General features: G+C 70.7%; 21 protein-coding genes. 12 read left to right on the top strand and 9 right to left on the bottom strand.

Annotated features, from left to right (window positions below):
- Both D7X55_RS10600 and D7X55_RS10595 read right to left on the bottom strand, forming a co-directional pair.
- On the bottom strand, positions 1-305 hold a 305-nt coding region (locus D7X55_RS10600), incomplete at its 3' end, for a hypothetical protein (RefSeq protein WP_147470077.1).
- A 59-nt stretch (positions 306-364) separates the two neighbouring features.
- Positions 365-1,924 (bottom strand): ChaN family lipoprotein, encoded by a 1,560-nt coding sequence (locus tag D7X55_RS10595; protein ID WP_121722987.1) that lies wholly within the window; start codon positions 1,922-1,924, stop codon positions 365-367.
- 113 nt (positions 1,925-2,037) lie between these two features.
- On the opposite strand from D7X55_RS10595, the gene D7X55_RS10590 reads away from it, so the two are divergent.
- Positions 2,038-5,157 (top strand): TonB-dependent siderophore receptor, encoded by a 3,120-nt coding sequence (locus D7X55_RS10590; protein ID WP_121722986.1) that lies wholly within the window; start codon positions 2,038-2,040, stop codon positions 5,155-5,157.
- Positions 5,157-5,987, top strand: coding sequence for a 5'-nucleotidase C-terminal domain-containing protein (locus D7X55_RS10585; protein ID WP_120550613.1), 831 nt, complete (start codon positions 5,157-5,159; stop codon positions 5,985-5,987). The genes D7X55_RS10590 and D7X55_RS10585 overlap by 1 nt, the downstream gene beginning before the upstream one ends.
- A gap of 53 nt (positions 5,988-6,040) precedes the next feature.
- Here the strand turns inward: D7X55_RS10585 and D7X55_RS10580 are convergent, their stop codons facing one another.
- Complete coding sequence (locus D7X55_RS10580) at positions 6,041-6,322, bottom strand: TIGR04563 family protein (protein WP_014396355.1); 282 nt, start codon at positions 6,320-6,322, stop codon at positions 6,041-6,043.
- 9 nt (positions 6,323-6,331) lie between these two features.
- Positions 6,332-6,541 (bottom strand): TIGR04563 family protein, encoded by a 210-nt coding sequence (locus D7X55_RS10575; RefSeq protein WP_014396356.1) that lies wholly within the window; start codon positions 6,539-6,541, stop codon positions 6,332-6,334.
- Between the two features lie 435 nt (positions 6,542-6,976).
- Here D7X55_RS10575 and tilS point away from each other — a divergent pair, with 435 nt between their 5' ends.
- From tilS to tsaE, 9 genes are all read left to right on the top strand, one after another.
- Positions 6,977-8,344: a tRNA lysidine(34) synthetase TilS gene (tilS, locus tag D7X55_RS10570; RefSeq protein WP_121722985.1), complete on the top strand. Its 1,368-nt coding sequence runs from the start codon at positions 6,977-6,979 to the stop codon at positions 8,342-8,344.
- 181 nt (positions 8,345-8,525) lie between these two features.
- Positions 8,526-10,442 carry an ATP-dependent zinc metalloprotease FtsH gene (ftsH, locus tag D7X55_RS10565; RefSeq protein ID WP_120550611.1) on the top strand — a complete coding sequence of 639 codons (1,917 nt, stop codon included), beginning with the start codon at positions 8,526-8,528 and terminating at the stop codon, positions 10,440-10,442.
- A 269-nt stretch (positions 10,443-10,711) separates the two neighbouring features.
- On the top strand, positions 10,712-12,691 hold the full coding sequence (locus tag D7X55_RS10560) for a DNRLRE domain-containing protein (protein WP_233609778.1): 1,980 nt from the start codon (positions 10,712-10,714) through the stop codon (positions 12,689-12,691).
- A gap of 143 nt (positions 12,692-12,834) precedes the next feature.
- Complete coding sequence (gene folP, locus D7X55_RS10555; RefSeq protein ID WP_120550609.1) at positions 12,835-14,058, top strand: dihydropteroate synthase; 1,224 nt, start codon at positions 12,835-12,837, stop codon at positions 14,056-14,058.
- Between the two features lie 164 nt (positions 14,059-14,222).
- On the top strand, positions 14,223-15,617 hold the full coding sequence (glmM, locus tag D7X55_RS10550; protein WP_120550608.1) for a phosphoglucosamine mutase: 1,395 nt from the start codon (positions 14,223-14,225) through the stop codon (positions 15,615-15,617).
- Between the two features lie 101 nt (positions 15,618-15,718).
- Positions 15,719-16,444, top strand: coding sequence for a pyridoxine 5'-phosphate synthase (locus tag D7X55_RS10545; RefSeq protein ID WP_120550607.1), 726 nt, complete (start codon positions 15,719-15,721; stop codon positions 16,442-16,444).
- A gap of 15 nt (positions 16,445-16,459) precedes the next feature.
- Positions 16,460-16,834 carry a holo-ACP synthase gene (locus tag D7X55_RS10540; protein ID WP_120550606.1) on the top strand — a complete coding sequence of 125 codons (375 nt, stop codon included), beginning with the start codon at positions 16,460-16,462 and terminating at the stop codon, positions 16,832-16,834.
- Positions 16,835-16,848: 14 nt separating this feature from the next.
- Entirely contained in the window at positions 16,849-18,381 is a 1,533-nt protein-coding gene (locus D7X55_RS10535) for an NAD(P)H-hydrate dehydratase (RefSeq protein ID WP_121722988.1), read from the top strand.
- Positions 18,378-18,851: a tRNA (adenosine(37)-N6)-threonylcarbamoyltransferase complex ATPase subunit type 1 TsaE gene (gene tsaE, locus D7X55_RS10530; protein WP_120550605.1), complete on the top strand. Its 474-nt coding sequence runs from the start codon at positions 18,378-18,380 to the stop codon at positions 18,849-18,851. Before D7X55_RS10535 ends, tsaE begins: the two co-directional genes overlap by 4 nt.
- A 1-nt stretch (position 18,852) precedes the next feature.
- Here tsaE and D7X55_RS10525 read toward each other — a convergent pair whose 3' ends face one another.
- From D7X55_RS10525 to D7X55_RS10505, 5 genes are all read right to left on the bottom strand, one after another.
- Positions 18,853-19,722, bottom strand: coding sequence for a class II glutamine amidotransferase (locus tag D7X55_RS10525; protein WP_120550604.1), 870 nt, complete (start codon positions 19,720-19,722; stop codon positions 18,853-18,855).
- 87 nt (positions 19,723-19,809) lie between these two features.
- On the bottom strand, positions 19,810-21,075 hold the full coding sequence (hutI, locus tag D7X55_RS10520; protein ID WP_121722983.1) for an imidazolonepropionase: 1,266 nt from the start codon (positions 21,073-21,075) through the stop codon (positions 19,810-19,812).
- A gap of 2 nt (positions 21,076-21,077) precedes the next feature.
- Positions 21,078-21,797, bottom strand: coding sequence for a hypothetical protein (locus D7X55_RS10515; protein ID WP_120550602.1), 720 nt, complete (start codon positions 21,795-21,797; stop codon positions 21,078-21,080).
- Positions 21,798-21,807: 10 nt separating this feature from the next.
- Complete coding sequence (gene hutU / locus D7X55_RS10510; RefSeq protein WP_121722982.1) at positions 21,808-23,463, bottom strand: urocanate hydratase; 1,656 nt, start codon at positions 23,461-23,463, stop codon at positions 21,808-21,810.
- Between the two features lie 108 nt (positions 23,464-23,571).
- Positions 23,572-24,009: a hypothetical protein gene (locus tag D7X55_RS10505; protein ID WP_120550600.1), complete on the bottom strand. Its 438-nt coding sequence runs from the start codon at positions 24,007-24,009 to the stop codon at positions 23,572-23,574.
- A 183-nt stretch (positions 24,010-24,192) separates the two neighbouring features.
- Between D7X55_RS10505 and D7X55_RS10500 the strand changes: the two genes are divergently transcribed.
- On the top strand, positions 24,193-26,506 hold a 2,314-nt coding region (locus tag D7X55_RS10500), incomplete at its 3' end, for an FdhF/YdeP family oxidoreductase (RefSeq protein WP_121722981.1).

The following is a 26,506-nucleotide window of genomic DNA, read 5'->3' as shown; positions in this document are numbered from 1 at the left end:
CCGCCGGACGGCGTTCCAAAGCTCCAGTCCGGCGTCCTCGGCTCCGAGTAGGAGGAGAGGTAGGTCGTGCCTTCCGAGAAGCCGGCCTCCTCGCACGAGTCCCCGTCGAAGTAGCCGCAGTAGTCCCAGCCATCGCACCAGAAGTCGCGGCACTCGTCCTCGGTGTCCTCATTGCAGAAGTAGATGGACGAGCCATGGACACAGGCGCCCTGCGCGGGGAAGCAGCCTGGCAGCACGAGGCCCACCGCGAGGGACAGGAGGACGGCGGACACAACGCCCGGGAGCGGACGAGGAGATGGGGTCATCCGCCGGAATGTAGCTTCAAGTGCGTGCGGGATTCAGCTGGGTCGTCGCCGCCACGGCCCTACAGACCGCGCAGGCGCGCGGCCCAGGCCAGGTACGCGCCCCTCGGCTCCTCGAACGGGTCGCGGAAGAGGGCGCGGATGTCGGCGGTGTCCACCTGGCCGGCGTCGAAGGCGCGGTAGAGGCTGTCCCCCAGGAGGTAGCCCAGCGCGTGGCTGACGCCGTGAAACAGGCGGTCGCGGCGCAGGGGGAGGAGCTTCACGGCCTCGTCAGGGGCCTCGGACTCCGTGGCCTTGTGGGCGAGCACGAAGGCGGCGATCTGCCGCTCCAGGCCCCGGGCCTCGCCGAAGCGCTTCGCCCACTCCGTCACGTTGGGGCAGGTGCGGCGCGGGTTGATCAGCTTGGAGCCGAAGAAGCCCAGGGCCTCTTCCAGGCAGCGGGCGTAGAAGGCCTCGGACGCGCCGCGCGGGGCGTCCATGGCGTCGCCCACGGCGCAGTGGCGCACGAAGTGGGCGGCCTCCTCCGCGGCGTGGTTGAGCGACAGCGACGCCAGGTAGGCCGTGCGCGCGCGGGGGATGTAGCTGCTCTCGCGCGACAGGATGTGCTTGCGCAGCTGGGACAGCTCCGCCTGGGTGAAGCGGCCGCGCCGGCGGATGCGGGCGAGCACGTCGCCGTCCGCCGCCGTCGTCACCTCCACCGAGTCCAGCTCGCGGCCCACGGGCACGCCCGCGAGCCCGCCGATGAGCTCCGCCATGTCGCGGAAGCGCTCCGCGGCGCTGCGGTCCAGGAGGGGCGCGTCGTCGCCCTCGGCCTCCAGGTAGTCCAGGAAGCTCTGCTGGCAGAGGACGGGCGAGGCGTTCATCAGGCACAGCGCGCCGTCCGCCAGCTCCACGGCCTCCGCGCCGCCCAGCCGGCCCTCGCGCGCGAGGCGCCACCAGAGCCCTTCGGCGTTCTGGTACACGACGAGGCTCCGGCGCGGGTGGGTGTCTCCCAGCGCGCGCTCCACCTGCGCGGGCAGGTGGCAGGGCGCGGCGTGGAACTGGCCCACCAGCACCATCACCAGCGGGACGTCCTCCGCGCGGGCCACGTGGGCGATGCGTTCGGCGGCGAAGGCGTCTCGCAGCGCGAGCGAGCGCTCACCCTGGGCCCGCCGGTCGATGGCGGCCACCTGGAGCTTGAGGCGCTTCGCGAAGGCGAGCACGGCGCGGATGCCGGCGCCGGGACCGAAGCCCGGGTTGGGGCCGTGGCCCAGCCGGGACAGCAGCGTGCGCTCGGGCAGGCGCCCCGCGAGGTACGCGTCGAGGGCCGCCTGGTGACGGCCTTCCACGCATTCCAGGGCCAGCACGACGCGGCGGCCGGAGGCGAGGGCGCGCTCCGCGAGCTCCAGGTAGGTCTGCTGGGCGAGCGGCAGCGTGTGGTAGTCGCCGACGTAGACCAAGTCCGACGCCGCGATGCGCTGGTGCACGTGGGGCAGGGGGACCACGCGCTGATAGGTGCTCGTGCGCCGGCGGTAGCGGGCCTCGTAGGCGCGGAAGGCTTCGGTGCGGCCTTCGACCACCCGGGCGATCTGGGCGCGTTGGCGGCGGAAGAGGGCGAGGTGGAGGGCGAGCGACGCACGCATGGAGCGGTGGGCACCGTCGCATGCGCTCGCGGGTGCGGCAAAAAATCAGCGGGACGTGGGGCAGGTGGCTTGCTTGACTCGCATGGCCCTGCAACGGACCATCGTCGTCAATCTTGCAGACCGTTCTTCCTCGCACGCTCATCCTCTGTGCCGTGGTGTTCGTCGCGGCCCCCGTCCACGCGCAGGAGCCCGCGCTGCTGCATGCGGCGCCGCCGCGCGCGGAGGCCCGGCAGTCCCTCCAGTTGGATGCGACGCTGGTGGATGGCGGCAGGGTGCTGGAGCTCTTCGTCCGCTATCGCGGTCCGGGAGAGCCGTACGTGCAGGTCCCGATGGAGCGGCAGTACGGGGACCTGTACCGCGCGGTGATTCCCGCGGAGCACATGGTGTCACCCGGCGTGGAGTACTTCGTCGAGGCGGCGATGGTGGACGGGGCGCGCACGCCGCTCTTCATGTCCGCGCTCCGGCCCGCGAGGGTGATGGTGGGGGCGCAGCTTCCGGAGCCACCGCCCGGTCGCGCGCCGCCGGGCCGCAAGGGGGCCCGTAAGGACCCGAGGTCCGCGCCCGCCATCGATGCCTTCACGCCGCCGTCCGGGGGAGGGGAGGACGACGACGCGGCGGGCTCTTCAGCGCCGCCACCTGCGTCGGGCCGCCCGGCAGGTACGGCGGGTGCCGAGACAAGGCCCCCGAATCGAACCGACAGCGTGGACTCCCGGACGTCGAGCCCTTCCAGGGGGACGGACTCCCGCGGTTCAAACCGCGCGGATGTGGCCGACCCGCGCGCCTCGACTCGCGTGAGCGGTGCGGACTCGCGCGATTCGAACCGTGAGGGCGAGGCCGGCTCGCGCGCCTCGAATGGCGCGAGCAGTGCGGACTCACGAGGTGCGAGCCGCACGGGTGGCACGGACTCGCGAGCCTCGACCCGGACGGATGCGTCCGACCCGCGAGCTTCGACTCGCGCAGTTGGCACGGACTCGCGAGCCTCGACCCGCACGGACGCATCCGACCCACGCGCATCGACCCGCGGAAGCGGCACGGATTCACGCGCCTCGACCCGCGCGGATGGAAAGGACTCGCGGACGACCGGCCGCTCGAGCTCCGGGGCCACTCGCACCTCCGGCTCCATGGATGACGACCTGGCGCTCTACAGCGCGGAGGACGTCCTTTCGGTGACGACCCTCCAGGAGGAGGCCGTCCGCACCGTGCCGGCCATCGGCGCGTCCTTCAACCGTGCGCAGATGATCGCGCTCGGCGCCCGCACCGTGGCCGACGTGCTGGACGTGGTGCCCGGCGTGTCCGTCAGCCGCGACGTGCAGGGCTTCCACCGCACCGCCATCCGGGGCCTTCGCAACGACGCGGAGGTCCTCTTCCTCCTCGACGGCCACCGCCTCAACAACTTCTTCGACGGCAAGGCCCTCATGAACCTGCCGGTGGAGAACCTGGAACGCATCGAGGTCATCCGCGGCCCCGGCTCCGCCATCTACGGCGCGGGCGCCTTCCAGGGCGTCGTCAACCTCGTCACCACCCGCGCCGACGGCGTCCGTGGCGCCGTCACCACCGGCGGCGTGCCCCGCGACGATGGCCGCCTGGCGCTCGCCACCGACGGCCACCTGTCCGCCGCGCACACCACCGGCGACCTGCGCCTGTTCGCGGACCTGGACCTCTGGTCCCAGGAAGGTGACTCGCTCGTCATCGACCATGACGCGCTCGACGACGAGTCCGTGGCCCAGGGCCTGCGCGACGTGGACCAGCCCGCGGGCCGCACCCGCGACGGACGCTTCCTCCTCAACGTGGGCGGAGGCGTGTCCTACGGCCTGGACAGCGCCGGCCGCGTGGGCGTCACCGCGCGCTACCTCTCGGAGAAGCGAGATGCGCTCGTCGGCCTGTTCGACACCGTGGGCAACGACTCCCAGCTGTCCTGGGACGTGCTCCTCGCGGACCTCACCTGGGAGCGCCCCCTCTCCGGCAACGGCCAGGTGCGCGCCCGGCTGGGCTTCGATCAGCAGTCCACCGACCGCCTGTTCCAGCTCACACCCCACGACTTCCGCACCGGCAGCGGCCTGGAGCGCCTCTTCCCCGACGGCCTCCAGGAACAGACGCAGGTCACCGTGCGCACCGTGACCGCCTCCGTGGACGCGGACCTCGCGCTGACGAAGGAGAACCACCTCACCCTCGGCTTCGTCGCGGAACAGCAGTCGCTGTCCCGGTACGCCTACACCACGAACTACACGCTCGACGGGCGCCTGCGCCCCAGCCCCGCTGCTCCGGAAGGGCTCGTGGACCTCACGCAGGGCGCGGCCTCCCGCCGCCTCAACCTGGGCCTCTCCGCGCAGGACCAGTGGACCGTGCTCTCCGCGCTCACGCTCACCTTCGGCCTGCGCCTGGACGCCACGCAGCTGCCAGACGCGGAAGACGCATCCGGCGCGCTCGACGCGAGCAAGATGGTGGTGCGCGTCAACCCGCGCGTGGGCCTGGTCATCGCCGCGTCGGACGCGCTCGTGCTCAAGGCCCTGTACGGCCGCGCCTTCCGCGCCCCCACGCCCCAGGAGCTGGTCGAGCGCATCCCCGACACCGACTACAACCAGGGCCGCTTCGAGGGAAACCCGCTGCTCAAGCCCACCACCGTGGACACCTTCGAGCTGGGCATGGACCTGGTCCAGGCCGCGGGCGACACCCGCGTGCGCGTGCGCGCCAACGCCTTCCTCCAGAACTTCGCCTCGCCCATCACCCCGGTGGACACCAGCGGCAACATCGTCCCCTTGCGCAACCGCGAGCTGGGCGTGCGCGTGTACGGCGTGGAGGCGGAGGCCCGCCTGGAGGCGTCCAAGCGCGCCGCCGCGTGGGTCAACGCCAGCCTGTCCCGCGCGCAGGACCTGGAGCTGCCGGACCAGGCCCGGCTCCTCACGGACGTGCCCCAGGCGCGCTTCAACGCGGGCGTTTCCATGCCCTTGGGCGACTGGCTGAACCTGGACGTGGTGGTGCGCTCCGGCGCCGAGCGCCGCAACAACAACCGCTCCACGCTGGAGCTCATCCGCCGCTACGAAATCCCCGCCTACAGCCTCATCACCGCGCAGCTGCGCACCGAGCCCATCTGGGAGCACTTCGAGGTGACGCTCTACGCGCAGAACCTCTTCGACCACGACCTGCGCGACGACGTGCCCCGTTCGGACCGCGTCACCGGCCTGCTGCCGCGCGAGGGCGTGTCCGGCTACCTCACCCTGAGGGCCTTCTACTGATGGACCGCCGCCACCTCACCGCCGCGCTCGCGGCGCTCGCGCTGTTGCCCGGGTGCCTCGCGTACAACGACTCCTGCGTCCCCCTGGTGGACGACCCCGACGCCGTCGTGGGCTACCTGGGCGAGGAGGTCCAGCTGGGCAACGCCTTCACCCGCCACGACAACAACGCGCTGGGGCAGCTGGCCGCGGACGCGTTCCTCCACGCGGAGGACGGCGCCGCGAAGCCCACGGACCTGGGCATCATCAACGGCGGCTCGCTGCGCGACGAGGGCCTGTGCGTCACCCGCACGTCCCTGCGCACGGGGCCGCTCACCAACGGCGTCCTGCACGAGGTCATCCTCTTCGAGAACCTCCTCGTGACGGTGGACCTCACGGAGAAGCAGATCGTGGACCTCTTCGAGCACTCCGTGGAGGGGCTGGCCGTGGAGGGGCAGTCCATCGTGTCGCCCTCCGGCGCCTTCCTTCACGTCTCCGAGGGCACCACGCTGCGCGTGGACTGCGCGCGCCCCAGGGGCCAGCGCGTGACAGGGCTGCGGGTGCGAGGCCGCGACGTGGCCATCCCCGCGCGCGACGACGCGTCCATCCGCTACCGGGTGGCGATGTCCACGTTCCTGCTGGAGGGAGGCGACGGCTACGGCGGCATCCTGGGCAACGCGGGACAGGACCCGGACCGCAACCCGGTGACGGCGCGCAAATCCGGCGGCACGGACGCCAACATCGCGGCGGCGTACATGAAGAGCACGTACCCCAGCCCGGTCCAGGCGCTGAAGGAGGCCCCGCGCATCGTCTTCACCAACTGCGCCCGGCCCGCCCGGCCTGCCCCGCGCTGACGTCGTGCGCGGGATGCAAGGCTTCACGGGGGCCGGGGGGAGGACGAAGGCCCCTAAGGCTTGGAGGGCTCGTCCGAGGAGGCCGGGGCGCTGGAGGTCACCACCGCCGGAGCGGAGGTGGCCGTCTGCGCCGCGGCGGCCACCGGCCGTGGAGGCAGGGGGCCCAGCACGTCGTTGACCGAGGGCATGCGCCGGATGTCAGCGCGGGCGACCTTCCAGGCCTGCTGGACGATCCACGACAGGGAACGGTCCTGCCGCGTGGCCTCACGCTGGATCTCTTCCAGCATGTCCTCGGGGAAGTAGAGGGATTGCTTGCGGTGATCCGTGGTGGCCATTGCCCTGCCTTACGGCCTTTCTTCGCGCGGGTCCGTGCGCTCGTCGCCCGTCACGTCATTGACGGCAGGGAATGACTTGATGCGGTCGCGGGCGATCTTCCAGGCCTGCTGCACCACCCATGAGAGGGAGCGGTCCTGCCGGTTCGCCTCCTCCTGGATCTCCTTCAGCATCTCCTCGGGGAAGTACAGCGACTGCTTGCGCTTGTCGGTGCCTGCCATGCCTGGGTCTCCGGGGCGGATTCGAGGTGACGACCTGAACACACCGGAGCGGTTATCCGACAGACGCCCTGAAGGGTCAACGGTTTCGGAGCACTCAAGCGTGCGCCCGGAGGCTGAACGCTCCGCTTCCGACAATGTGTGGCAGGGAAAAAAGAGAAACGCCCCGGCCTCCGCGAGGGAGACCGGGGCGTTCCGGAAAGAGGGACCGCAGGGAGCGAATCTCCGAGCGGCCCCGTGGACCCAGAGGGGGAGGGGGGGGACCCCTAGGTCCAACGTCATGAAGTCCAGAACGTTCCAGCCAACAACCGCGAGGCGCCGTTCTATTTCCGCCCCGCGTTCCGCCGTTGTGGGAATCATCGACTGCCTTCCCACGCCTTCCGTCCACCGCGAATCTGTAACCCGGCCACCCCACACTCCATTCCGAACGCTGGCGCCATGCCCCGCGCGTCTTTCGAAAGTTCCCCGCTGCCCGCCGCGCTCGCCCGCTCCTATGCCGAGCACGGCGCCGCCTCGCGCTCGGTGCTGCTCGCGGTCTCCGGCGGCGCGGACTCCACCGCGCTCCTCGTTGGAACGGCGCGCGTGCGTGAGGCGCTGGCGATGCGCGTGGAGGTGGCCACGGTGGACCATGGCCTGCGCGCGGAGGCCGCGGAGGAGGTGACCTCCGTCGTGGGGCTGGCCACGCGCCTGGGCCTGACCTGCCACGTCCGGCGGCTGGAGCTCGTCCCCGGTGCAGGCCTGGAGGCGCGGGCGAGGGAGGCGCGCTACGCGACCCTGGAGGTCCTGCGCCAGGAGCGCGGCCTGGACTTCATCGCCACGGGCCACACGCTGGACGACCAGGCGGAGACGCTGCTGATGCGCCTGGCGCGGGGAACGGCGCTGAAGGGCGCGCGGGCCATCCACGCGCGCGCCGCTACGCTGCTCCGCCCGCTGCTCGCGTGCTCGCGCGAGGACGTGCTCGCCTTCCTGGCCACCGAGGGGGTGGAGTTCGTGAGCGATCCGATGAACGCGGACCCGTCCTTCTTCCGCACGCGCGTGCGCCAGGACGTGCTGCCCGCGCTGCACCGGGCCGCGGGCTTCAGCACCGTGGAGCACCTGGCCACCTTCGCGCGGCTCGCCTCCGAGGACGAAGCCCTGCTCGCCAACATGGCGGACGCGGCCTGGGAGCGGCTGGTGGTGCCCGGGGGCGGGCTGGATGCCGTGGGGCTGCGCGCGCTGGAGCCTCCGCTGTCGCGCCGCGTGCTCGCACGGCTGCTGGGCACGGCGGGCGCGCGGGTGGACCACGCCACGCTGGCGCGCGCGAGGGAGGTGGTGGCTCGCGGGGGCGTCATGCCGCTCAGCGACGGGCTCCAGCTCAAGGCCACCGGCGGGCGGGTGCGCTGCGTGGGGCCTGGACGGGAAGCGCCGCCCGCGCCGCTCCTGCTCCCGGGGCCGGGGGCCCTCGGCGACTTTGGCGCATGGCGCTTCCAGGTGGCGGAAGGAATGCCTCCCCCAGGCGTGTTGGCCCTGGTGTTGGAGGTGGACACGGCGTGGCCTCTCACGGTGCGTTCGAGGCAGCAGGGAGACCGCGTCCGGACGCGCGCGGGCCACCGCAAGGTGCAGGACGCGCTGGTGGATGCCCGCGTCCCGTCGGAAGCGCGCGACGCGCAGCCCGTCGTGGTGGACGCGCATGGTGAGCCGCTGTGGCTCCCCGGCATCCTGCCGCGCTCCGTCGAACCCCATGCGCCATCGCACGAGGTGGCTTCCCGACACTCGTTGTGGGCCCTTCCGCTGGCCACAAGCGAACGGAAGACCCCTCCGTTATAGAGTCGAAGCTCGAAAACGGGGGATGGTCACGGTCCCCTAAATAGTTGAGGGCTTTTTACTGTTGCTGATACGGTCCGTCGCTGGCCTGCACACGGGCGGGCGCCGGGCACATGACGAACTTCGCCAGGGTTCCTCCTGGCACGGCCCTCATCCCGCCGAGTACCGAAAGGGCAGCTGAAACGTGCGTTCGACCTACAAGACCATCGGGCTCTGGGTCATCCTGATCGTCCTCTTCGTCGCCTTCTACAATTTCTTCTCGCAAGGCAACGAGCAGGTGCAGGAACCGACCTTCACCCAGCTTCTGACCAAGGTGGAGGAGAAGAAGGTCCGTGCCGTCTCCGTCAAGGGCAACACCTACTCCGGCACGTTCAGCGACTCGAACGACAAGTTCCGGACGACGGGGCCCGCGCCGGACGTGGCCGTGCTCAACCAGCTCCGCGCCTCTGGCGTGGACGTGAAGTACGAGCGCGAGGAGCAGAACAGCCTCTGGCTGACCATCCTCGGGCAGTGGATGCCCGTCGTCTTCCTGTTCCTGTTCTTCATCTTCTTCATGCGCCAGCTCCAGGGCGGCAGCGGCAAGGCGATGACGTTCGGGAAGTCCAAGGCGAAGCTCCTCAGCGAAAGCCACAACAAGGTCACGTTCGCGGACGTGGCCGGCGTGGACGAGTGCAAGGAGGAGCTGGAGGAGATCGTCGCCTTCCTCAAGGACCCCAAGAAGTTCACCAAGCTGGGCGGCCGCATCCCCAAGGGCGTGCTGATGATGGGCCCCCCGGGCACGGGCAAGACGCTGCTTGCCCGCGCGGTGGCCGGTGAGGCGGGCGTCCCGTTCTTCTCCATCTCCGGCTCGGACTTCGTGGAGATGTTCGTGGGCGTCGGCGCCAGCCGCGTGCGCGACCTCTTCGAGCAGGGCAAGAAGAACGCCCCCTGCATCATCTTCATCGACGAGATCGACGCCGTGGGCCGCCACCGTGGCGCGGGCCTGGGCGGTGGTCACGACGAGCGCGAGCAGACGCTCAACCAGCTGCTGGTGGAGATGGACGGCTTCGAGTCCAACGACGGCGTCATCCTCATCGCCGCCACCAACCGTCCGGACGTGCTGGACCCGGCACTCCAGCGCCCGGGCCGCTTCGACCGCCGCATCATCGTTCCCCGTCCGGACTTGAAGGGCCGCCTGGGCGTGCTGAAGGTGCACACCCGCCGCGTGCCGCTGGCCCCGGAGGTGGAGCTGGAGGTCATCGCCCGCGGAACGCCCGGCATGACGGGCGCGGACCTGGAGAACCTGGTCAACGAGTCGGCCCTGATGGCCGCGCGCCAGAACAAGGAGCGCGTGGACCTGGCGGACTTCGAGCAGGCGAAGGACAAGGTCTTCATGGGCCCGGAGCGCCGGTCCATGATCATGACCGACAAGGAGAAGCGGAACACGGCCGTCCACGAGGCCGGCCACGCGCTCCTCGCCAAGCTGCTGCCCGGCTGCGACCCCCTGCACAAGGTCACCATCATCCCGCGCGGTCAGGCCCTGGGCGTCACCTGGAGCCTGCCCACCGAGGACAAGGTGAACGGCTACCGCAAGCAGATCCTCGACCAGATCACCATGGCCATGGGTGGCCGCATCGCCGAAGAGCTCATGTTCAACGAGATGAGCAGCGGCGCGGCGAACGACATCGAGCGTGCGACGGAGACGGCGCGCGCCATGGTGTGCCGCTGGGGCATGAGCGAGAAGATGGGCCCGCTGGCGTTCGGCAAGAGCGACGGTGAGGTCTTCCTGGGCCGCGACTTCAACTCGTCCAAGGACTACTCCGAGGACACCGCCCGGCAGATCGACTTGGAGGTCCGCAGCATCGTCGTGGGCTGCTACACGACCGGCAAGCAGCTGCTGACGGACAAGCTGGACGTGCTCCAGCGCGTGTCCGACGCCCTGGTGGAGTACGAGACGCTCGACGCCGAGGACGTGAACATCATCCTGCAGGGCGGCCAGCTCACCCGCGAGCGCCCGGCGCCGCGCGTGTCCTCCACGCCGAAGCCGACGGAGAAGAAGGACAAGCGGAAGATCCTCGACGCGCTCGAGGGCCTGCCCAACATGGAGCCGAAGAAGGCGTAAAGCCTCTGAAGGCGTCCTCCTGAAGTGACGAAGGCCCTTCCCGTGGAAACGGGGAGGGCCTTTTCGTTTGTCTTTGTGAACTCCTGGCGCCACTCCGGGCCCTCCGCATTCCCTCCCTGGAGGGCAGGTCCCCTGTCCGCGAGCGGATTCTCGCTGGCACCACGGATGCAATTTGGACGAACCGCGGGGCTGGGAAGGCCTCGTGGGGGACGGCCAAGACAATGCGGAATGGATGGAAGCGGGGAGCGCAGGGGGCAGCGGCGTTGGCGATGCTGGCGGTGTTGCCACGGTGCGGCGGAGCGACAGGGGCGGAGGATGACGTCCAGGACGGGGCGTTGAAGGCGGTGGAGCAGGCGGCGCTGCCCGCCTCGTGCCAGCCTCAGACGTACCTGGACGCAAGGACCCTGGTGACGGTGACCGACGCGTCGGTGCGCGCTGATCAGCCGGACCTGAACATGAGCACCGGGTCCACGCTGTACGTGGACGCGGCCCCCACGCGCTACCAGTCGTATCTGCGCTTCCAGCTGGCGGGGGAGGGCGGCGAGCTCATCCAGGCGCGGCTGCGGCTGTACGCGAAGCAGGGGACGAACACGGGCGTGTCGCTCCATCCGGTGACGGGAGGCGCCTATCCGCCCGCCGTCACCTGGAACACCCGGCCGACGGAGGGCGCCGCGGTGGCCACCGTGGCCTCCGTCGCCAACGACGCCTGGCTGACGGCGGACGTGAAGGGCGCGGTGCTCGACCGCCACACCTTCGACGTGGGCGTCCTCCCGATGGGGGATGACGGGGCGGAGTTCTCCTCGCTCGAGGCGTCCAACGTTTCGCGCAGGCCGCAGCTGGACACGGTCTACCGCTACGACTGGTGCACCTACCGGGGCAGCAGCACGCCCTCCCAGACCTGGGCGAAGACGCTGGGGGGCGCGGCGCGGGAGTCCGCGGCGGGGCTGTTCAACCTGCCGGATGGCACCGGCTTCGTGCTGGGGGGCGGGTACTTCGACGGCCCGGCGCAAGCGGGAGGCGCGCCGCTGCCGGGGCCCTCGGGATTCCTGGTGGCGCGCTTCAACAACGCGGCCCAGCACCAGTGGTCGCGCGCATATGGCGTGGGGCAGCCGGTGTCCCTGGGGGCGATGACGGTGACGCCGGTGGGCAACGTGCTGGTGGTGGGCACCTACCAGGGCAGCCCGGACTTCGGCACCGGTCCGCTGCAGCCCATCAATGCCGGCACGGGGATGTTCGTGCTGAAGCTGTCCCCCACCGGAAACCCCGTCTGGGCGCGCGGCTTCCGCGCGGAGAAGCGGCCAGGGTGGGGGGAGGGCCAGGTCTACGGCTCCATCGTCATTCCCACCGTCGTCGCCACCGACGCCAACGGGAGCGTCATCGTCGCGGGCCACTTCGAGGGCTACACGAACCTGGGTGGCAGTGAGCTCTACGCGGGGGCGATGAGCGAGTCCCGGGATGATCAGACCCAGTCCCTCTTCCTGGTGAAGTACGACTACAACGGCGGCCACCAGTGGTCGCAGGCCTTCGAGACCCTGGACGAATACACCGAGGCGAACGCGCTCACCACGGATGCCAACGGCAACATCCTGATGGGAGGCCGCGGCAACAACCCCGTCCTCGCGGGCCCGGGCAAGCGCGTGGGGACGGGCTTCGTGGCGCGCTTCACGCCCGCCGGCGCTCCGGTGTGGGGCTATGGGCTGAACGGCAGCGTCGGCCGCATCCGCGGACTGGCGGCCCTGCCCGATGGGGGCGTGGCGTTCGCGGGGGGCTTCAACGGGACGTTCACCTTCAAGGGCCAGACGTATTCGAGCCATGACCCCATGCACGACATCGTGCCGGATGACGGCGTCTTCGGCACGCTCACCGCGTCCGGCGGAGAGGGCTGGGTGCGCGTGCTGACGACCGAGCCCGGCGGAGACGTCGCCAATCAAGTGGCGGTGGATGGCGCGGGCAACATCCTGGTGAACGGCAGCGTGTCGACGGACACATTCGACTTCGGCGGCGGCGTGCTGGGCACGGCCGGCCAGCCCCAGGGCCGCGGGATCCGGTTCGTGGCCAGCTACAGCCCCACGGGGGCCCACCGCTGGTCGCGCATGCTGGGGCCCCGGGTGTCCAACGCGTTCATGGCGGTGCTGCCGGACGGCTCCACCCGGGTGGCCTTCACGTTCGAGGGCTCCACGCCGGTGGGCGCCACGACGTTCGTGTCGTCGGGGCAGACGGACATGGGGCTCATCCAGTTCACACCGTAGGCATGTGACGCGCTGACGCAGGGTCCGGTGCCTTGCTCGCGAGGCGCCGGGCCCCGTGCGCGTTCCTGTCGTCCTCTCTTCCCTGGACCCGGCGAAGCGGCGACACTGATTCACCGCCCTCACGCTCTGAAGGGGACCTGAACGTGCTGCGTGCCCGCCTCATCTCGCGAGACCGTCCCGAGGACCTGTCGCTCGTCCTGCGCCGGCTGAACCTGTCGCCGCGCATGCGCGAGCACCTGACGCGCGAGCTGGGCTATGCGCACGTGCTCGTCACCGGGGGCCGCCCCTCCTACGAGGAGGAGCTGGTGCCTCCGTACGGCTCCAAGGAGCGCGAGAAGCTGCCCACCTGGACGCCCGGTGTCCACGTGGACCACCCCGGCGAGGTGCTCCTGTCCGGCAGCCGCCAGCAGTTCGACCGGCTGATTTCGCTCGCCCGCAAGTCCCCGCGCACGGACGGCCTGGCGCGCGTGCTGGAGGAGGTGCTGTCCCCCACGCCCATGACGGCGCTGACCCTGAGCGGCCGCCGGTTCGAGTGGGGCGCGCGCACGTACCTCATGGGCGTGGTGAACGTGACGCCGGACAGCTTCTCCGACGGCGGCAGCCTCCCGGACGCGGACAGCGCCGTGGAGCACGCGCTGAAGCTGGTGGACGCGGGCGCGGACATCGTCGACGTGGGCGGCGAGTCCACCCGGCCGGGCTCGCTGCCGGTGTCCGCGGACGAGGAGCTGTCGCGCGTCCTCAAGGTCGTGGAGGGCATCAAGCGCCGCTCCACCGTGCCCATCTCCGTGGACACCATGAAGGCGGCGGTGGCGAAGGAGGCCCTCAAGGCCGGCGCCCACCTCATCAACGACGTCACCGGCTTCCACGCGGACCCGGCGCTGGCCGGCGTGGTGGCCGCGGCGGGCGCGGCGTGTTGCCTGATGCACACCCAGGGGATGCCCAGGACGATGCAGGAGGCCCCCCGCTACCAGGACGTGGTGGCCGAGGTGATGGACTACCTGGAGGAGGGGATGTTCACCGCCACCGAGGCGGGCATCCCGCGCGGGCGCATCCTGCTGGACCCGGGCATCGGGTTCGGCAAGACGCTGGAGCACAACCTCTTCCTCTTGCGCCGCCTGGAGGAGCTGCGCGGGCTGGGACAGCCCCTGCTGGTGGGCACCAGCCGCAAGTCCTTCCTCGGGAAGCTTGCGGGCGGCAAGGGCCCCCAGGAGCGCCTGGCGGCCACCCTGGGCTCCGTGGCGGCCATGGCCGTGATGGGGGGCGCGGACGTGGTGCGGGTGCACGACGTGGGCGAGGCCCGGGACGCGCTGGCGGTGGCGGACGCCATCCGGCGGGCCCGGGGTGGCGGTGACCTGTACGGCGGCTGACGGGCGCAAGCCCTGGCGTCGTAGACAAGCAGGTTCAGCATGCCTGGGCGCTTGCCTGGGTGGCACCGCATCCCTAGCTTCGGGCCCACGTGCCGGACGGGGTATAAGCCCCGGACGCGAGTGGCCGGAGCCCTTCCGGCAATGGGAAAGGTGGAGCGGCACACATGGCGTACAGGATGGACATGCCCCCGAAGGAAGCGCAGAAGACGGAAAGGCTGTTCGGCACGGACGGCGTCCGTGGCGTGGCGAACGTCTATCCGATGACGGCCGAGGTCGCGATGAAGCTGGGCCGCGCCCTCGCGTACCTCATCCGCAACGGTCCGCACCGCCACCGCGTCATCGTGGGCAAGGACACGCGCCTGTCCGGCTACATGCTGGAGCAGGCCCTGTCCGCCGGCCTCATCTCCATGGGCGTCGACGTGGAGCAGGTGGGCCCGCTGCCCACGCCCGGCATCTCCAACCTCACCACGTCCATGCGCGCGGACGCGGGCGCCGTCATCTCGGCGTCCCACAACCCGTACCAGGACAACGGCATCAAGTTCTTCTGGCGCGACGGCTTCAAGCTGCCGGACGAGACCGAAGCGAAGATTGAAGAGCTGGTCTCCAGCGGCGAAATCGACAACATCCGCCCCACGGCGACGAAGATTGGCCGGGCCATCCGCCTGGACGACGCGCGCGGCCGCTACATCGTCTACCTGAAGGCCACGTTCCCCCGCGAGCTGACGCTGGAGGGGATGACCATCGTGGTGGACTGCGCCAACGGCGCGGCGTACCGCACGGCGCCCGCGGTGCTGGAGGAGCTGGGCGCGAAGGTCATCGCGCTGGGCGTGTCCCCGGACGGCAAGAACATCAACCACAAGTGCGGCGCGCTCCACCCGGAGGGCCTGGCCAAGGCCGTGGTGAAGCACGGCGCCCACCTGGGCATCGCGCTGGACGGCGACGCGGACCGCCTCATCGTCGTGGACGAGAAGGGCAACGTCGTGGACGGCGATGCCATCATGGCCATCTGCACGGGTGAGCTCGTCGCGCGCAAGGAGCTGAAGAAGAAGACGCTCGTTTCCACGGTGATGAGCAACATCGGCCTGGAGCGCGCGGTGTCCCAGTGGGGCGTGAAGGTGGTCCGCACGCGCGTGGGCGACCGGCACGTCGTAGACGAGATGCGCCGCAACGGCTACAGCCTGGGCGGCGAGCAGAGCGGCCACCTCATCTTCCTGAACCACACCACCACGGGCGACGGCACGCTCGCGGCGCTGCAGCTGCTGGCCGTGATGTGCCGCCAGCAGAAGCCGCTGTCGGAGCTGGCCTCCATCTTCCAGCCGGTGCCCCAGACGCTGCTCAACGTCGTCGTGAAGCAGAAGAAGGAGCTGGGGGAGCTGCCCACGGTGATGAAGGCCATCAAGAACGTGGAGCAGAAGCTGGGCAGCAACGGCCGCGTGCTGGTGCGCTTCTCCGGCACGGAGCCCAAGGCCCGCGTGCTGATTGAAGGCGAGGACGCGGCGCGCAACGAGGCGTACGCCCGCGAAATCGTTGAGGCGCTCTCCAAGGCGCTCAACGGTTAGCGACAGCGGTTGACTTCCGGACGCCGGCCACGAATAGAGGGGCCGGCGCGGGCCCGGGTCCCTGGACAATCCCGCACCGCGCCAGCGCAAGGAGCGGGACGATGGGACAGCGACTGGGTGTCAACGTGGATCACGTGGCGACGCTGCGTCAGGCGCGGCGCACCGTGTATCCGGATCCGGTGACGGCCGCGGCGATGGCGGAGCTGGCCGGCGCCCGGCAGATCACCATCCACCTGCGCGAGGACCGGCGCCACATCCAGGACCGGGATCTGCGCATCCTCCGCGAGACGGTGCAGACGCTCCTGAACCTGGAGATGGCCGCCACCGCGGAGATGGTGAAGATCGCCTACGAGTACAAGCCGGACGTGGTGACGCTCGTCCCCGAGCGGCGCGAGGAGCTCACCACCGAGGGCGGCCTGGAAGTGGCCGGCCAGCGCGAGTCCATCGCGAAGATCATCAAGAACCTCAAGGACGGGGAGATCGCCGTCTCGCTGTTCATCGACCCCGACCTGGACCAGGTGCGCGCGTCGCACAAGGTGAACGCGGACCGCATCGAGCTGCACACGGGCCGCTACTGCGAGGCGCGCAACGAGAAGGAGCGCGCGCGGGAATTGGCGCGCATCGTGGACGCGGCCAAGGCGAGCGCCAAGCTGGGCATGGGCGTGGCCGCCGGGCACGGGCTCAACTACGACAACGTGCAGGCGATTGCTCGCATCCAGGAGATCGACGAGCTGAACATCGGGCACGCCATCGTGGCGCGCGCGGTGCTGGTGGGCTTCGAGCGCGCGGTGCGTGAGATGCTCGAGCTGATGCGCGACCCGGGGTGAGGAGACGCAGCCCGTATGCCCATCGTCGGCTTGGGGTTGGACCTCTGCTCCATCGAGCGCATCCAGCGCATCCTCGCCGGTCCGCGCGCGGAGGCGTTCCTCGCGCGCGTGTACACCGACGGGGAGCGCGCGTACTGCGCGCCCCGGCACGACGCGGCCAGCGCGTACGCGGCGAGGTTCGCGGCGAAGGAGGCGCTGGTGAAGGCGATGGGCGTGCCTCCAGGAGTGAAGTGGCGGGACATGGAGGTGGTGCGCGAGGGCGGTCCGCCGCGCTTCGTGCTCTCCGGCGTGGCCCGTGAGGTGATGGAAGCGCGGGGGTGGGAGGCGATGCTCGCGCTCACCCATGATGCCGGCGTGGCCGCGGCCACGGTGGTGCTCCAGACGAAGTAGGGAGGTTGGAAGCCATGCAGCGCGTGCTCACCGCGAACCAGATGCGCGAGGCCGAAGTGGCCGCCCAGGACAAGCACGGGATGCCGTCCGGGCTGTTGATGGAGAACGCGGGCCGTGCGCTCGCGGAGGCCGCGCGGAGTGTCGCGGGCCCGGGCGGGCGCTTCACGGTGCTGTGCGGTCCCGGCAACAACGGCGGGGACGGCCTGGTCGCCGCGCGCTTCCTCCTGGAGGGTGGTGCCCGGGTGGTGGTGGCGCTGGTGGGGGACAGCGAGAAGCTCACCCCGGAGGCGAAGCGCAACCTCCAGGCGCTGGAGGGCTTTGGTGAATCGCCCCGCGCCTTCGAGGCGCTGCCGGAGGCCGGCCCTGGCGACGTGGTGGTGGATGCCCTCTTCGGCACGGGGCTGAAGCGCGCGCCGGAGGGAATCTTCGCGGACGCCATTGGCACCGTGGCGCGGTGGCGGCGCGCGGGGGCGAAGGTGGTGGCCGCGGACGTGCCGTCCGGGTTGCAGAGCGACACGGCGGAGCCCTTCTCGCCGTGCGTGGAGGCGGACGTCACGGTGGCGTTCGGCTTCGTGAAGCCCGCGCATGAGCTGGAGCCCGGCGCGTCGCTGTGCGGCGACGTGCGGCGCGTGGACATTGGCCTGGGCGGTGAGTCCACGCGCGCGGTGTCCGGCGCGGAGCTGTTCCGCGTGGAGGAGAAGGACGCTCGGGAGGCGCTGCCCAGGCGGCGCGCGGATTCGCACAAGGGCACCTACGGCCACGTGCTGGTGGTGGCGGGCAGCCCGGGCAAGACGGGCGCGGCGGCGATGGTGGCCCTGTCCGCGCTGCGCAGCGGGGCGGGGCTCGTCACCGTGGCCACGCGCCCGGAGGCGCTGCCGTGGGTGATGGCGCACTCGCCGGAGATCATGGGCGTCCCGCTGCCGGGCGAGGGCCCGCTGGGGAAGGGTGACCTCGAGGCGCTGAAGGCCGCGCTGGAGGGCAAGGACGCGCTGGTGATGGGGCCGGGCATTCCCCGGGGGCCGGAGACGGGCGCGCTGATTGGGGACCTGCTGGCGTCCGTGGAGGTGCCCGCGGTGCTGGACGCGGACGCGCTCAACGCCGTCGCCGAGGACCTCAAGGTGCTGCGGGATGCGAAGGGACCCGTGCTGCTCACGCCGCACCCGGGAGAGATGGCGCGGCTGTGGGGCCGGACGACGAAGGACGTGCAGGCGCACCGCGTGGGCGTGGCGCTGAACCTGGCCACCTCGCTCAACTGCACGGTGGTGCTCAAGGGCTCGCGGACGCTCATCGCGGAGGCCGGTGGGCGCGTGTTCATCAACCCCACGGGCAACGCGGGCATGGCCACGGGCGGCACGGGTGACGTGCTGTCGGGCGTGTGCGGCGCGCTGCTCGCGCAGGGGATTCCGCTGCCCAAGGCCGCGTGGACGGCGGTCTACGCGCACGGGCTCGCGGGCGACCTGATGGCCCAGCAGCGCGGGATGATGGGGCTCATCGCCACGGATTTGTTGATTGGCCTGGGCCACGTCTGGACGCGGTGGGAGCGATGAGCAGCACGCGCTCGCGGCGGCTCGTGTCTCCTTCACCGGAGGAGACGCACCGGCTGGGCGTGAAGCTGGGGCAGCTGCTCCAGCCCGGGGACTTCGTGGGGCTGATTGGCGACCTGGGCGCGGGCAAGACGCACCTGGTGCGCGGCGTGGCGGAAGGGGCGGGCGTCGCGGAGTCCGAGGTGGCCAGCCCCACGTTCGCGATCGTTTATCCGTACGCGGGCCGCATCCCGCTCTACCACGCGGACCTGTACCGCCTGTCGGACTACGACGAGCTGTACGCCACCGGGTTCCTGGACCTGGTGGGCGGCGACCACGCGATGCTTGTGGAGTGGTTGGACCGCATCCCCCAGGCCGCGCCGCGCGACTTCCTGCGCGTCACGCTCCGCCATGAGGGCGAGGACGCGCGGAGCCTCGACGTGGAGGCCTTCGGCGCGCGTCCCGCCGCGTTGCTCGAGGCGTGGCTGGGCTGAATCAGAACGTGGCGTGCTGCTCCAGCGGCCGCGGGTTCAGCACCCCGTCCGCCAGCGTCTGCACCTTCCAGCGGTGGAACACGAGCCGCGCGTCCACGCCCACCACGTCCTCTTCATCCACCGGCACCCAGTGCGGCCCGCCGCACAGCGACTCGCTGGCGACGAGGAACTGCTGCAGCGGCACGCTTGTGTTCGGCCCGCGCAGCGCGTCCGGGCATCCGCCCATGCCGGAGGAGATGAAGAGCGTGCGGTTGCGGCGCGTGGCCACCATCGCCTCGCCGTCCGTGACGAGGAAGTTCATCGCGGAGCGCTCCTTCGGCTCGCGGCTCCCCGGCACGTCCGTCATCGTGGACACCAGCGTCATCGTCTCCGCGAGCGCCTGCGCCATCGCCTCCACGCTCACCGTGCCGTCGAGCGGCCCGCGCGCCGACAGCCGCGTCAGGAACAGATAGAAGCAGCGCTCGCTGTCCGTCGTGCCCTTGATGTTGACGCGCAGCTCCGGGTGGATGAGCGCTTCCACGGCGGCCTTGTGCTTCGCGAACTCGCGCAGCGTGCCGTTGTGAACGAAGGACCAGCGGCCGTAATAGAACGGGTGCGAGTTGCGCAGCTCCACCGCGCCCACGCTCGCCTGACGGATGTGCGCGACCACGGTGCGCGCGGAGACCTGGCTCGACACGCGCTCGAAGTCAGGGTCGCTGTGCGCCGGGCCTACGCCATGAGCGACGAGCGGCGAACACTCCTGTCCATACGTGGCGATACCCCAGCCGTCCTTGTGTTCACGCGACTGGATGAGGAGGGAATTCCTCTCCGTCACAAGGGCGGTATGCACAGCAGCGGGAACAGCACTCCTGAAACCAAATAATCGGCACATGGTGGCAGCTGATCTCTACAACGGCCGGCCCACGAGGGAACTTCCACCTGCCCCCATGTCTGGTGCCAGTTGTTCAGCGGCACCCACTCAGGGGCAGTGATTCATACGCGCGCGAAACACCACACGTCCGCCCTTCACCACCACGCGCGCGTGACTGATACCCAGATGATAAGGCAGATGCCGGTAGCCGCGACAGGCGAACACCACCAGGTCGCCCGCATCGCCCACTGCCAGACGCCCTTGCCGTTGCAACCCCAAGCATTGCGCGGCGCCTCGGGTGGCGGCCCAGTAGGCCTCCGCCGCTGACAGGCCGTTCTCCAGGCAGGCGAGCCCCAGCACCAACGCCAGGTTCTCCGTCATGGAAGAACCGGGGTTCACGTTTGAACCCAAAGCAATGTTGACGCCCGCGTCACGCAGCTTCCGGCCGGGCGCGTAGGGGCGCATGCGCAGGAAGAGGGTGGAGGTGGGCACGAGTACGGCGGTGACGTTCGCGGCGGCGAGCGCGCGGATGCCCTCGTCCGTCACCTGCTCCAGGTGGTCCGCGCTGGCGGCGCCCACCTCCGCGGCCAGGGCGGACGCACCGCACGCGGTGAGCTGATCCGCGTGCAGGCGCGGCGTGAGGCCCAGCGCCTTGCCCGCGTTGAGCAGCCGGCGGGACTCCTCCACGGTGAAGGCGCTGTCCTCGGTGAAGACGTCGCAGAAGCGCGCCAGGCCCTCGCGCGCGACGGCGGGCAGGATTTCGTTGATGCAGAGGTCCAGGTACCCGGCGCGGCGGTCCTTGTACTCGGCGGGCACGGCGTGCGCGCACAGCAGCGTGGGCACCAGCTCCAGCGGAGACAGGGTGCCCAGGCGGCGCACCGCGCGCAGCATCTTGAGCTCGTCGTCGAGCGAAAGGCCGTAGCCGCTCTTCACCTCGGCGGTCGTCACGCCCTGCGCGAGCAGCCGCTCCAGGCGGGGCAGGGCGAGCTTCGCCAGCTCCTCCTCGCTCGCGGCGCGCGTGGCGCTCACCGTGTTGGCGATGCCGCCGCCGGCCTTGGCGATTTCGAGGTACGTGGCGCCCTGGTTGCGCAGGTCGAACTCATGGGAGCGCTCGCCCGCGAACACCAGGTGCGTGTGCGGATCCACGAAGCCCGGGCCCACGAAGCCCCCTTCCGCGTCGATGACCTCCGTCGCGTCCGTGAGCGCGCCCTTGGGCAGGCCGGACTCCGGGCCTACGTAGGCCACGCGGCCGTCCTTCACGCCGATGCCCGCTCCGGGGCGCGGGGTGAGGGCCGCTTCCGCGGGCTCGCGGTGGGTGCCCTCCACGGTGAGCACCTCGGAGGTGTTGCGCACCCACAGGTCCAGGGCTTCCATCTTCAGCGTCCTCCGCGTGCGCCCACGACAGGCGCGTTCCAGTGGGTGTCACCCGAGTGCGCGCGGCCGAAGCCGCCGGACAGCTCCAGCTTCGTGCGCGTCCCGCCGAACTTGAGCTGCGCCGCCACCACGGCGCCATAGAAGTACGTCGTCACCTGCGAGCCGGGGTTCACCAGCGACTGGTTCACGCTGATGAACGGCACCAGGCCCAGCGACATGCCGGGCTCCGGCTGCACGGTGAAGGCGCAGGTGGCCTCCACGCCGAACAGGCTGCTGGTGCTGTCCGTCTCCCCCAGCCCGAAGTCGGACGCGCCGCGCACGGAGAGGGCCGGCGCCAGGCCCAGCCGCTCCGAGCCGGCGTAGTACGACACGCCCGAATAGACGCCGTAGCCGGGCACGGGCAGGCCGACGAACTCGCCCTGCAGGCCCACGTGCCACGACAGCCGGTCGCTCACGGGCACCGTCACCGAGCCGTCGATGTCGATGCCCCATTGATCATTGTGGAAGGGCTTCGCGTCGCCGTGGAAGGTGCCGTTCTCCCCGCGCTCCGACAGCTGCGGGGCGTTGAGGCGGGGGCCGGCGCGCAGGCCCAGCTGGAAGAAGTTCTCCTGGGGCAGGCCCGGGCCCATGCGCATCACCATGGGCCCGGCGGTGGTGGGCGTGCAGCCCGCGAGCACTCCCACCGCCGCTGCCATCACCAACGTCCGGACGCGACCTCGCATCCGCCGCACTCTAGGCGGTGAGGCCGGGGATGCGCACGCCCCGCTCCTTCGCCACGTCGATGGCCTCCGGGTAGCCCGCGTCCGCGTGGCGCAGCACGCCCATGCCCGGGTCGGACGTGAGCACGCGCTCGATGCGGCGCGCGGCCTCCGGGGTGCCGTCCGCGACGATGACCTGGCCCGCGTGCAGCGAGTAGCCCATGCCCACGCCGCCGCCGTGGTGGAACGACACCCACGACGCGCCGTTCACCGCGTTCACCAGCGCGTTCAGGATGGGCCAGTCCGCCACCGCGTCCGAGCCGTCCTTCATGGCCTCCGTCTCGCGGTTGGGGGACGCCACGCTGCCGCAGTCCAGGTGGTCACGGCCAATCACGATGGGGGCCTTCACCTCGCCCTTGCGGACCAGCTCGTTGAAGGCGAGGCCCGCCTTGGCGCGCTCGCCGTAGCCCAGCCAGCAGATGCGCGCGGGCAGGCCCTGGAACGCCACGCGCTCCTGGGCCATGTCCAGCCAGCGGTTGAGCGATGCCTTCTGGGGGAAGAGCTCGCGCACCGCGCGGTCCGTGCGGCGGATGTCCTCCGGGTCTCCGGACAGGGCCACCCAGCGGAAGGGCCCCAGGCCCTCGCAGAAGAGCGGGCGGATGTACGCGGGCACGAAGCCGGGGAACTCGAAGGCGTTCTGCATGCCGCCCACCTTCGCCTGGCCGCGCAGGTTGTTGCCGTAGTCGAAGACGTGGCTGCCGGCGGCCTGGAAGTCGTTCATGGCCTGCACGTGCATGATCATCGACTCGCGGGCGCGCTTCACGTAGCCCTCCGGGTCGCGCTTGCGCAGCTCCGCGGCGGCCTCCAGCGACAGGTCCGTGGGGATGTAGCCGTTGAGCGGATCATGCGCGCTCGTCTGGTCCGTCACGAGGTCCGGCTTGATGCCGCGCTTGTACAGCTCCCGGAACACCGACGCCGCGTTGCCGATGATGGCGATGGAGCGGCCCACGCGCTTCTGTTGCGCGTCCTTGGCCAGGGCCAGCGCCTCATCCAGGTCCTTGGCCACGACGTCCAGGTAGCGCGTCTCCACGCGGCGCTGGGCGCGGTGCGGATCGATTTCCACGCCCAGGAACACGGCGTTGTTCATGGTCGCGGCCAGGGGCTGCGCGCCGCCCATGCCGCCCAGGCCGCCGGAGAGGATGAGCCGGCCGGCCAGGTCCTCGCTGCCGAAGTGGAAGCGGCCCGCGGCGGCGAAGGTCTCGTAGGTGCCCTGCAGGATGCCCTGCGTGCCGATGTAGATCCACGAGCCGGCCGTCATCTGGCCGTACATCATCAGGCCCTTCTTCTCCAGCTCGTGGAAGTGCTCCCAGTTGGCCCAGTGGCCCACGAGGTTGGAGTTGGCGATGAGCACGCGCGGCGCGTCCGGGTGCGTGCGCAGGATGCCCACGGGCTTGCCGGACTGCACGAGCAGCGTCTCCTCGTCGGTGAGGCTCTGGAGGCTCGCGACGATGCGGTCGAACGAGGGCCAGTCCCGGGCGGCCTTGCCGGTGCCGCCGTAGACGACCAGGTCTCCGGGCTGCTCGGCCACTTCCGGGTCGAGGTTGTTCATCAGCATCCGGAGCGCGGCCTCCTGCACCCAGCCCTTGCAGGAGAGGGTGGTGCCGCGAGAGGCGCGGATGATGCGGGACATGCGGAAGACTCCTGGAAAAGGGGCAGCGCACCCTAACCGAACCCCCGGGGCCGCGGGGGGCTTGCGTGCAGGGCCAGCGTTGCTCCCGGACACGCTGGACGCCGTGCGTCAGTAGTCCTTGCGCGCGTCGATGTAGGCGCTGAAGTGGAACACGTTGGTGGAGTCGTAGAACTTGAAGTAGTTGCCAGCGCCCGCGGGCAGGCTCAGCCAGTAGGCGGTGCCCGAGCAGCCGGTGCAGATGAACGCGCCGTTGCGGCGGATGTTCCAGATGCCGGTGATGTCATCCACCGTGGTCGCGATGGCCGGCGAGCCCACCAGCTCGAAGTCGTACTCGTTGCCGCCCGCGAACCCGTGGAAGTTCACGAACGCGGTGTTGGTGGACTGGTTCCAGGCGACGACCACATTGGCGCTCGTCACCGGGTAGCGCCCGGTGGTGTCGGCGACGTAGAGGCCCTTGCTGGACCAGATGCTGTGGACCACCGGCGCGGCCAGGGCGGGGAGGGACAGGAACAGCGCGGCGGCGATGGCGGAACGGAAGGCCTTCATGGGGGGATGTCTCCTGCGGCGGGGGTTGACGCGGAGCGCCGGGGGGCACTCCGCGTGAAATCATCCTGCATGCTCCCGGTGAAGCTTGTAATCGTGGTTTTCCGTGGCGCAGTGGGGACTCAGCCCCCCGGCCTGCCGGGAGGACGCGGGCGCGGTAGAGTCGCGCCGCGCAAAAGGTGGGACATGGATCAGGGACAGGACGGGAAGGGGAACGCGCTGGCGGTGCCGGCGGCCCAGCCTCCGTTGGAGACGCGGGCGCCGGACGTGGGGCCGGTGAAGACGGTGGCGGGCGGGGTGCCCGCGGTGCTGAGCGCGTTCAAGCACGTGCTGAGCGAGGCGGGCCCGTTTCGCGGCGGCAAGCTCGTCTGGAAGATCAACCAGGAGGACGGCTTCGACTGTCCGGGGTGCGCGTGGCCGGACCCCGCGCACCGCTCCGTGCAGGAGTACTGCGAGAACGGCGCGAAGGCGATCGCGGAGGAGGGCACCCAGGAGCGCGTGACGCCGGAGTTCTTCCGCGAGTGGAGCGTGGCGCGGCTGGCGGAGCAGTCCGACCTGTGGCTGGGCAAGGCGGGCCGGCTCACGCACCCCATGGTGCTGCGCGAGGGCGCGGCGCACTACGAGCCCATCTCCTGGGATGACGCCTTCGCGCTGGTGGCGGAGGAATTGAACGCGCTGGGCTCACCCGACGAGGCGGCCTTCTACACGTCCGGCCGCACGAGCAACGAGGCCGCGTTCCTCTACCAGTTGTTCGTGCGGCAGTTCGGCACCAACAACCTGCCGGACTGCTCGAACATGTGCCACGAGTCCAGCGGCACGGGCCTGTCGGAGACCATCGGCATCGGCAAGGGCTCGGTGACGCTGGAGGACTTCGACCACGCGCAGGCCATCTTCGTCATCGGGCAGAACCCGGGCACCAACCACCCGCGCATGCTGACGGCGCTCCAGGCCGCCGCGCGCCGGGGGTGTGAAATCGTCAGCGTCAACCCGCTGCCGGAGACGGGGCTCAACCGCTTCAAGCACCCGCAGGAGGTGCTGCACCTGTTCGGCCCGGGCACGGCGCTCAACAAGCTGTTCCTCCAGGTGCGCATCAACGGCGACGTGGCGCTCCTGCAGGGCCTGGGCAAGGCGCTGCTGGACCGGGAGGCGAAGGCGCCGGGCACGGTGGTGGACCGGGCCTTCGTGGAAGGCAAGACGACGGGCTTCGACGCGTACGCAGCGCACCTGGCCACGGTGTCGTGGGACGACGTGGTGGAAGAGAGCGGGGTGCCGCGCGATCAGATTGAAGCGGCGGCGGACATCCTGGCGCGCTCGGAGCGCACCATCTTCTGCTGGGCCATGGGGCTCACGCAGCACAAGAACGCGGTGGGCAACATCCAGGAGATCGTGAACCTCACGCTCCTGCGCGGCAGCATTGGCAAGCAGGGCGCGGGCGTGTGCCCGGTGCGCGGTCACAGCAACGTGCAGGGCGACCGCACCATGGGCATCTGGGAGCACGCCAAGCCGGAGTTCATGGACGCGCTGTCGAAGGAGTTCGGCTTCGCGCCTCCGCGCCACAGGGGCCTGGACACGGTGGGGACGATTCAAGCGCTGCACGACGGGCGCGTGAAGGTGTTCTTCGCCATGGGCGGCAACTTCCTGTCGGCCACGCCGGACACGGAGTTCACCGCGAAGGCGCTCCGGCGCGCGCGGCTCACCGTGCACGTGTCCACGAAGCTCAACCGCGCGCACCTGGTGCATGGTCAGCGCGCGCTCATCCTCCCGTGCCTGGGACGGACCGAGCACGACGCGCAGGCCGCAGGGCGGCAGTTCGTGACGGTGGAGGACTCGATGGGCATCGTGCACGCGTCGCGCGGCGTCGTGACGCCTGCGTCCGAGCACCTGCTCAGCGAGCCCGTCATCGTGGCCCGGCTGGCGCACGCGGTGCTGGGGGCTCGCTCGAAGGTGCCGTGGCTGTCCCTGGTGGAGGACTATGATCGGGTGCGCGAGCTGATCCAGCGCTGCATTCCGGGCTTCGACGACTTCAACCGCCGCGTGCACCAGCCCGGCGGGTTCGCGCTGCCCAACGGTCCTCGCGAGGGGCGCTTCACCACGAAGGACGGCAAGGCGCACTTCACGGTGCACACGATGCCGCGCCACCGGCTGGAGCCCGGGCAGCTCATGATGATGACGCTGCGCTCGCATGACCAATACAACACCACCGTGTACGGGCTGGATGACCGCTACCGGGGCATCCACCAGGGGCGGCGCGTGGTGTTCCTGCACCCGGAGGACGTGAAGGCGCGCGGGCTGACGGCGGGGCAGAAGGTGGACCTCACCAGCCACTTCCAGGGAGAGACGCGGGTGGCGCGCGAGTTCCTGGTGGTGCCGTACAACATCCCGCGCCAGTGCGCGGCCACCTACTTCCCGGAAGCGAACGTGCTGGTGCCGGTGTCCAGCTTCGCGGAGAAGAGCCGCACGCCCACGTCGAAGTCCGTGATCATCACCGTGGCCCCCAGCC

The sequence above is a fragment of the Corallococcus sp. AB049A genome, from assembly GCF_003668885.1.
GTDB lineage: Bacteria > Myxococcota > Myxococcia > Myxococcales > Myxococcaceae > Corallococcus > Corallococcus interemptor.
Note: the sequence above shows the minus strand (reverse complement) of the source record. Positions and strands in the feature narration are given on the sequence as shown.

Coding starts and splice junctions, on each gene's coding strand:
- D7X55_RS10595 (WP_121722987.1), bottom strand. CDS start 1,924: ATGCGTGCGTCGCTCGCCCTCCACCTCGCCCTCTTCCGCCGCCAACGC.
- D7X55_RS10585 (WP_120550613.1), top strand. CDS start 5,157: ATGGACCGCCGCCACCTCACCGCCGCGCTCGCGGCGCTCGCGCTGTTG.
- D7X55_RS10580 (WP_014396355.1), bottom strand. CDS start 6,322: ATGGCCACCACGGATCACCGCAAGCAATCCCTCTACTTCCCCGAGGAC.
- D7X55_RS10575 (WP_014396356.1), bottom strand. CDS start 6,541: ATGGCAGGCACCGACAAGCGCAAGCAGTCGCTGTACTTCCCCGAGGAG.
- tilS (WP_121722985.1), top strand. CDS start 6,977: ATGCCCCGCGCGTCTTTCGAAAGTTCCCCGCTGCCCGCCGCGCTCGCC.
- D7X55_RS10560 (WP_233609778.1), top strand. CDS start 10,712: ATGCTGGCGGTGTTGCCACGGTGCGGCGGAGCGACAGGGGCGGAGGAT.
- glmM (WP_120550608.1), top strand. CDS start 14,223: ATGGCGTACAGGATGGACATGCCCCCGAAGGAAGCGCAGAAGACGGAA.
- D7X55_RS10545 (WP_120550607.1), top strand. CDS start 15,719: ATGGGACAGCGACTGGGTGTCAACGTGGATCACGTGGCGACGCTGCGT.
- D7X55_RS10540 (WP_120550606.1), top strand. CDS start 16,460: ATGCCCATCGTCGGCTTGGGGTTGGACCTCTGCTCCATCGAGCGCATC.
- D7X55_RS10535 (WP_121722988.1), top strand. CDS start 16,849: ATGCAGCGCGTGCTCACCGCGAACCAGATGCGCGAGGCCGAAGTGGCC.
- tsaE (WP_120550605.1), top strand. CDS start 18,378: ATGAGCAGCACGCGCTCGCGGCGGCTCGTGTCTCCTTCACCGGAGGAG.
- D7X55_RS10525 (WP_120550604.1), bottom strand. CDS start 19,722: ATGTGCCGATTATTTGGTTTCAGGAGTGCTGTTCCCGCTGCTGTGCAT.
- hutI (WP_121722983.1), bottom strand. CDS start 21,075: ATGGAAGCCCTGGACCTGTGGGTGCGCAACACCTCCGAGGTGCTCACC.
- D7X55_RS10515 (WP_120550602.1), bottom strand. CDS start 21,797: ATGCGAGGTCGCGTCCGGACGTTGGTGATGGCAGCGGCGGTGGGAGTG.
- hutU (WP_121722982.1), bottom strand. CDS start 23,463: ATGTCCCGCATCATCCGCGCCTCTCGCGGCACCACCCTCTCCTGCAAG.
- D7X55_RS10505 (WP_120550600.1), bottom strand. CDS start 24,009: ATGAAGGCCTTCCGTTCCGCCATCGCCGCCGCGCTGTTCCTGTCCCTC.